Source organism: Aeromonas sp. QDB14 (assembly GCF_027707845.1).
GTDB lineage: Bacteria > Pseudomonadota > Gammaproteobacteria > Enterobacterales > Aeromonadaceae > Aeromonas > Aeromonas caviae.
Map to the genome: position 1 here is coordinate 1 of NZ_JAPCJD010000125.1, position 6,650 is coordinate 6,650.

The 6,650-nt window shown below is 65.1% G+C and carries 8 protein-coding genes; 3 read left to right on the forward strand and 5 right to left on the reverse strand.

What is annotated here, in order from left to right:
• Positions 1-164: 164 nt before the first annotated feature.
• On the reverse strand, positions 165-1,340 hold the full coding sequence (locus tag PG887_RS21430; RefSeq protein ID WP_270822868.1) for an iron-containing alcohol dehydrogenase: 1,176 nt from the start codon (positions 1,338-1,340) through the stop codon (positions 165-167).
• Between the two features lie 185 nt (positions 1,341-1,525).
• Here PG887_RS21430 and PG887_RS21435 point away from each other — a divergent pair, with 185 nt between their 5' ends.
• Positions 1,526-2,110, forward strand: coding sequence for a hypothetical protein (locus PG887_RS21435; RefSeq protein WP_041212267.1), 585 nt, complete (start codon positions 1,526-1,528; stop codon positions 2,108-2,110).
• Between the two features lie 100 nt (positions 2,111-2,210).
• Here PG887_RS21435 and PG887_RS21440 read toward each other — a convergent pair whose 3' ends face one another.
• The 4 genes from PG887_RS21440 to PG887_RS21455 form a co-directional block, all read right to left on the reverse strand.
• Complete coding sequence (locus PG887_RS21440) at positions 2,211-2,636, reverse strand: hypothetical protein (RefSeq protein WP_270822869.1); 426 nt, start codon at positions 2,634-2,636, stop codon at positions 2,211-2,213.
• 224 nt (positions 2,637-2,860) lie between these two features.
• Positions 2,861-3,607 (reverse strand): SDR family oxidoreductase, encoded by a 747-nt coding sequence (locus PG887_RS21445; RefSeq protein ID WP_104455164.1) that lies wholly within the window; start codon positions 3,605-3,607, stop codon positions 2,861-2,863.
• A gap of 42 nt (positions 3,608-3,649) precedes the next feature.
• Positions 3,650-3,886: a DUF3624 domain-containing protein gene (locus PG887_RS21450; RefSeq protein ID WP_041212265.1), complete on the reverse strand. Its 237-nt coding sequence runs from the start codon at positions 3,884-3,886 to the stop codon at positions 3,650-3,652.
• Complete coding sequence (locus tag PG887_RS21455; RefSeq protein ID WP_103259406.1) at positions 3,883-4,356, reverse strand: GNAT family N-acetyltransferase; 474 nt, start codon at positions 4,354-4,356, stop codon at positions 3,883-3,885. Before PG887_RS21455 ends, PG887_RS21450 begins: the two co-directional genes overlap by 4 nt.
• Before the next feature lie 187 nt (positions 4,357-4,543).
• Here PG887_RS21455 and PG887_RS21460 point away from each other — a divergent pair, with 187 nt between their 5' ends.
• Positions 4,544-5,986, forward strand: coding sequence for a RimK family alpha-L-glutamate ligase (locus PG887_RS21460; protein WP_010672720.1), 1,443 nt, complete (start codon positions 4,544-4,546; stop codon positions 5,984-5,986).
• 24 nt (positions 5,987-6,010) lie between these two features.
• Positions 6,011-6,541: an MgtC/SapB family protein gene (locus PG887_RS21465; protein ID WP_039039793.1), complete on the forward strand. Its 531-nt coding sequence runs from the start codon at positions 6,011-6,013 to the stop codon at positions 6,539-6,541.
• The last annotated feature ends 109 nt before the right edge of the window (positions 6,542-6,650 follow it).

The following is a 6,650-nucleotide window of genomic DNA, read 5'->3' on the forward strand; positions in this document are numbered from 1 at the left end:
CCGGAACTAGTGATTGGTTCCGGATTGTCCTACAGCAGAAGGATCGGTCAATGGATCCTTAACTGATCAGCATTGCGATGATCGGGGCGCTTTCTTTTCCGTTGGCCAGCCGGTGATCAGAGGGCGAGGGAAAGGATCCGCGCCACTATGGTTGCCAGGATGACTTACAGCGCGTGGGACAGGATCCTGGCTACCTTGTCGGGATCAATGTCCTGCTGCTCCCCGAGGGCGGTCAGCCCGAAACGCTTGAGGTTGGAGCAGATACCGGGGATGCAGCTCTCGCTCAGCCCGTAGTCGGCAAGCCGGGTGCCCACCCCCATCTGCTGGAAGAACTGCTCGGTGCGGATGATGGCCTCCTCGATCCGCAGTGCCTTGTCCTCGCGGCTGGAGTGCCACACCCGCTCGGCGAACTGGGCCAGCTTCTCCTGCTTCTGGGCCGATTGCTCCCGCAGCAGGGAGGGCAACACCACAGCCAGGCTCTGGGCATGATCCAGCCCGTGCAGGGCGGTGAGCTGGTGACCGATGGCGTGGGTGGACCAGTCCTGGGGCACGCCGCGACCGATGAGGCCGTTGAGGGCCAGGCTGGCCGCCCACATCAGGTTGGCGCGCACCTGGTAGTTGGTGGGCTCCGCCAGCGCCCGCGGACCGTTGTCCACCAGCACCTGCAGCAGCCCCTCCGCCAGCCGGTCCTGCACCTCGCCCCCCACCGGGAAGGTGAGGTACTGCTCGAGGATGTGGACGAAGGCATCCACCACGCCATTGCCCACCTGGCGCGGCGGAAGGCTGTAGGTAGTGGCGGGATCCAGCACCGCAAACACCGGTTGCACCAGCGGATTGTAGAAGGAGAGCTTGGCCTCCCCCCGGCTCACCACGGAGGCGGGGTTGCTCTCCGAACCGGTGGCCGGCAGGGTCAGCACACAGCCGAGCGGCAGCGCTGCCTTGATGGGGGCCTTGTCCCGCAGGATCTCCCAGGGGTCGCCCTCCTCGAAGCAGGCCGCGGCGGCCACGAACTTGGTGCCATCCACCACGGAACCGCCACCCACCGCCAGCAGGAAGTCGATGCGCTCGCGCTTCACCAGGGCCACCGCCTCCATCAGCTGATCGTACTGGGGGTTGGCGCCGATGCCGGGAAACTCCAGCCACTCCCGGCCCGCCAGCGCCTGGGTCAACTGCTCATAGACCCCGTTCTGCTTGATGCTGCCACCCCCGTAGAGCACCAGCAGACGGCTGCCGGCCGGGATCAGCTCGGGCAGCCTGGCGATCTGGCCTTCACCAAAACAGATGCGGGTGGGATTGGCATATTGGAAGTTGTACACGGCAGAGCCCTCGGTTGATTGCATGCCGGGGAATTGTGCGCCTGCCGTGCCATCAGGTCAAAAACGGGAGCCTGTCGTCAAAAATACGATGCCAGCCTGCCGATGCCGGGCGCTCCTGCCCTGCTTTGCTATGGTGATAGCGGGAAGACGAGTTCGTCGCCCCCTCAAGCCCCTCCCGGGGTCCCTTTCCCACTCACAGGGTCTCTATCATGAAACTGAAGCACGCCTGGATTGCGGGTGCCCTCACCCTCTGTGCCCCTCCCCTGCTCTATGCCGCCGAGGTCACCACCCATGTGGCCGTGGCCCCCGGACAAGCCAGTCTCGCCGAAGAACTGACGGCCAGGGCAACCGTCACCGCCATCGACCTGGCCACCCGCAAGGTCAGCCTGAAAAATGCCGAAGGGCAGACCCTGGATCTGATCGCCGGGGAGGAGGTGACCAACCTTCCCCAGCTCAAGGTGGGAGATGTCGTGGCCTTGAGATATCTGCAACTGCTGGACCTGACCCTGCTCAAGGGCACCGCCGGGGTGAGAAAACGGGTGGTGGAAGTGGAAGGGGGCAAGGCGGCCGCCGGGGAGAAACCCGCAGCCGGCGCCGGCATGCAGGTAACCATCTATGCCGACGTCATCGACGTGGACAAGGCGCACCAGACCATCCGGGTCAAGGGGGTCGACCACACCCTGACCCTCAAGGTGCAGGATCCGGCCCAGTTCGCCCTCATCGCCAAGGGGGACCAGATCAAGGCCGTGCAGACCACCGCCATCGCCATCGGCATCGCCCCCCAGAGTCCCTGAACCCTGACCACGTCAGGCCGTGCCTCCCACGGCCTGCCGGCCCCGTGGCAAGGGGGCAACCCCTTGCCTTTAACGCCCAAAGATTTCCGTTTGAATCACGTCATACCTGGGAGGCGGATTTGCCGGTGAGGCGATCCATGGCCTCCTTGAGCATGGCATCGCGCTGCGCGGCCAGGTCCTTGCTCTGCGTTTCGCGCTCCTCGGTAGAGAGCGTCTTGTCATCCGCTATCCCCTTGAGCTGACGCTCGAGATCGTCAAATTTTTTGCGATCAAAGCCCAGGGCCTTGTCCACCATCTGCTGCACCCGCGCATCCTTGACGCCACCGGTCAGGACTGTGTTCTTGCCGTTCCTGGCCAGATGCTCGTAGGTCAGTGCCTGCTGCGCCTTGCCGGTCAGCACCTGACTGGAGAGGCTGACCTGCTGAGACCAGCCGCTCTGCTTGTCATCGCTGTCGCTGAGGGTCGCCAGGGCACGGTTCTGGGACGCGCTCTGGGCAAGTTGATGACCATAGGGTTTGATATCCATGAAGGCTCCACGCTCACTGCCGGCCTCGCCGGCTCCGGGGATGGTTTCCCCGCCATGGGCCGGAGACAGCAAAATGCAGGCCAACTTGAGTACCCCCTCTTTCGACGGTTCAGCACGGGGTCGCAGCACGCCTCCTTCTGCACTCCATGACGAGTGCGACCAGACCCATCAAAAAAAGGCGCCCGAAGGCGCCTCTTGTGGACAGAAGTCGGCTCGTCATGACATCAGCGACGGCTGATGTGGAGCGGGCCGAAGGTCTGGGCCACCGGCATGATCTCGATGCTGTTGATGTTGACGTGGGCGGGCTGCTCGCTGATCCAGAGTACGGTATTGGCGATGTCTTCCGGCAGGATGGCCTGCACCCCCTGATAGACGGTGGCCGCCTTGGCGTCGTCGCCGTGGAAGCGCACGTTGGAGAACTCGGTGCCACCACACAGGCCGGGCTCCACGTTGGTGACGCGGATGGCCGTGCCCGCCAGATCGGCACGCAGGTTGAGGCTGAACTGCTTCACGAACGCCTTGGTCGCGCCGTAGACGTTGCCGCCCGGATAGGGATAGGTCCCTGCGATGGAGCCGATGTTGATGACGTGGCCGCGGTTGCGCGTCACCATGCCCGGCAGCAGCAACCGGGTGATCAAGGTCAGGCCGCTGATGTTGGTGGCGATCATCTGCTCCCAGTCTTCCAGATCCGCCTTGTGGGCAGGCTCCAGCCCCAGTGCCAGGCCAGCGTTGTTGACCAACAGGTCCACCTGTTGCCATTCGGTCGGCAGCCCCTTGATGGCGGCGCGGGTGGCAGCCTTGTCCTGGACGTCGAACACCAGAGGCAGGAACTGCTCGCCCAGCTCCTCGGACAGGGCGGCCAGCCGTTCGGCGCGACGCCCAGTGCCGATCACCCGGTGGCCAGCGCTCACCAGCAGGCGGCTGATGGCCTCACCAAAGCCGGACGAGGCGCCCGTTACCATTGCAATCATGTGAACCTCCATTGTTATTTGTCTTCTTGAAAAATCAGCACGTTATATGTCGCGCTTGCCCAGCTTTCGCCATGCGAACACCGCCAGATGCAGCAGGAAGAGACCCGAGCCCCCCAGCGCAAACAGCAGGCCGGTCAGGGCGTTGACCGAGGTATCGGCGCCGCACCACCACCAGACCAGCCAGCCGACGACCCCGATGAGAAAGGTCTGGGCGGCGCAGACCGGGCAGCGCCCGAGCTTGGCCCTGATGGCGGTGGCCAGGCAATCCTCGCAACTCATGATGGCGCCTGCCGCTCATCCCCCAGCGCCAGCACCAGGCGGTGGGCATGCTGGCCTGGCCCGTAATAATCGGGCAGCCGTACCCCGGGGCGAAACCCCAGCCCCTGATAGAGGGTCCTGGCTTCTGGGTTGGCGTCGGCGACCTCGAGGCGAATCGCCCCCCAGCCGGCCTCGCGCCCTTCCCGGATCACCTGCTCCAGCAGGCGGCGTGCCCACCCCTGACGGCGGACGGTCCAGCGGATGGCGAGGGTCTGGATGATGAGACGATCCCAGCCTTTGTGCTCCAGCACGCTCAAATAGCCCATCACCTGCGCCTTCTCGTCTTGCAGCAGCAGGGTGCGCCCCTTGGCCTGATTGAGCAGATAGTGCCAGCGGCTGCGGCCGAAGGCGACCTCGGGGGGAAAACAGTAGCGTTCCAGCTTCACGATGGCGCCCAAATCATCGGCTCGGGCGGCGCGCACGGTCAACACGGGGAGTCCTTGTTCGGTTATTTATCCTCAGCACCAGAAATGCGACTTGTATCACAAGTTACCAAGGCAGAATATTAGGCACTGTAACCTCTTGTTTCCCCTCGCGCCATTGTCGTGCTTGTCGGTGCATCGAAGCCCACTGGGGATCCTGCCGTTTCTGGCAGTCCTTTCTGTGGAGCCTGAAAATATGAGTACCTATGTCATCGTCGAGGAGCCGGGCGACTGGCCCTGCCATGCCGACTATCTGCTGACCGCCCGCACCTACCTGCAACACGGTCTGCCCACCACAGGGGGGCGTCCGCGCATCATCAACCTCTGCCGCAGCCTGGAACACCTGGGGGCCGGTTATTACTGCTCCCTGCTGGCCCAGGCCCGCGGCCACCACTGCCTGCCGGGATTGCAGGCCATCAGCAGGCTGCAACCCCAGCAGCCTCCCGCCAAGCTGTGGCGCAAATTGCAGGGCTGGCTGGCCCAGCAGAGCGAAGACAGGATCCGGGTGCGCGCCATCTTCGGCCAGTGCGAACAGAGCGAGCTGGCGGGGCTCGCCCGCTATTACTACGGCCTGAGCCAGTTGCCGCTGCAGGAGCTGACCCTCAAGCGCGGTCGCCACGGCTGGTCGGTGCGTCAGCAGGAGAGCCTGTCACCGCTGGCGCTGAGCCCGAGCGAGAAGGCGCTGATGGTGCAGCACGCCCAGGCGCTGGTGGGCACGGGGGACGAGGAGCAGACGGCGCCACGCTACCAGCTCGCCATCCTGGTCGACCCCAACGACGGCCGCGCCAGCAGCGATGCCCTGGCGCTGGAGCGTTTCATCAAGGCGGCCGCTGCCCAGGGGATCCAGGCCGAGATCCTGCCCCCCTCGGCCATTGAGCGGTTGCCGGAGTTCGACACCCTCTGGCTGCGCGCCGAGACCGCGGTCGGCCACTACACCTTCGAATTTGCCCGCCGTGCCGAGCAGCTCAAGATGCCGGTCATCGACAGCTCCCGTGCCATCCTCGCCTGCAGCAACAAGCTTTATCTCTACGAGCTGATGGTGCGCAGCGGCGTGCCCATGCCCCCCACCACCGTCGTGACCCGCCGCGGTCGCCAGCATGTGGACGAACTGGTGCAGCGCCTCGGTCTGCCACTGATGGTGAAAATCCCCGACGGCGCCCAGGGGCGCGACCTCGCCATGGCCAGCGATGACATCCAGCTCGCCCGCCTGCTGGACGAGGGGCTGGCCCGCTCCGCCCTGCTGCTGGTCCAGAGCCGGATCCCTGCCGAGTTCGACTGGCGCATCGGCTTTCTCGACGGCTCGCCGCTGTTCGCCTGCCGCCGCTACCGACCCGAACCCGGCAACCGCATCCGTCGCCGCAAACACCCCCTCGACATGAGCCGCATCGAGGCGCTGCCCCTCAGCGACGTGCCGGAGCGGGTGCTGCAAACCGCCCGCCGCGCCGTGCACCAGCTCGGCAACGGCCTGTTCGGGGTGGATCTGCGCCAGCAGGGCCAGGGCTGCGTGTTGCTGGAAATCATCGACAACCCCTGGATACGTGGCGATATTGAAGACAGGGAGGCAAAGGACCTCTACGAGCGCCTCGCCCGGGCCTTCCGCCAGCGGCTGGAGAACCGGGGGCAGAGCGCGACAGGATAACAAGCATCGCGAGCAGAGGTGGATATGATGACAATGCAGTGGTGGGACATAGCGCCCCTTGGCTGGGAGAACATCCTGGTCTGTCTGGTGTGTGGCACCCTGGTGGGGCTGGAGCGGCAGCTTCGCGGCAAGCCGGTGGGGATCCGCACCTCTTCCCTCATCGTGCTCGGCACCTACTGTTTTCTCGCCATCGGCGCCGCCGTCAGTCCTCAGGGCGCCGATCAGGCGCGGGTGCTGGGTCAGCTCATCACCGGGGTCGGCTTTCTCGGGGCCGGGGTCATGATGACCCGGGATGGTCAGGTGCTGGGGGTGACCTCCGCCGCCGCCATCTGGATGCTGGCCGCCCTCGGCGCCCTCATCGGCATGGACATGCTGCATCAGGCGCTGCTGCTCACCGTCGTCACCCTCTCCATCCTGGTGGGGGTGGACTATCTGGAAGCCAGCTTCAAGAGCCTGCGCCGCGGGGTGCACAACCGGCTGGAACACTGGCGCCACGGGGCCGAGCCCTCGGTCTCTTCCCGCCGGGACGATCTGGGCAGCGGCATCGAGAAGTAAGCCGCCACCATGAAAAAGGGCTCCACAATGGACAATGCTGTTCACTTAAGCGGAGCCGCATTGCGATTTACCGGAAAACGGGTCTTTGATATCTTCACCGCCCTGGGTC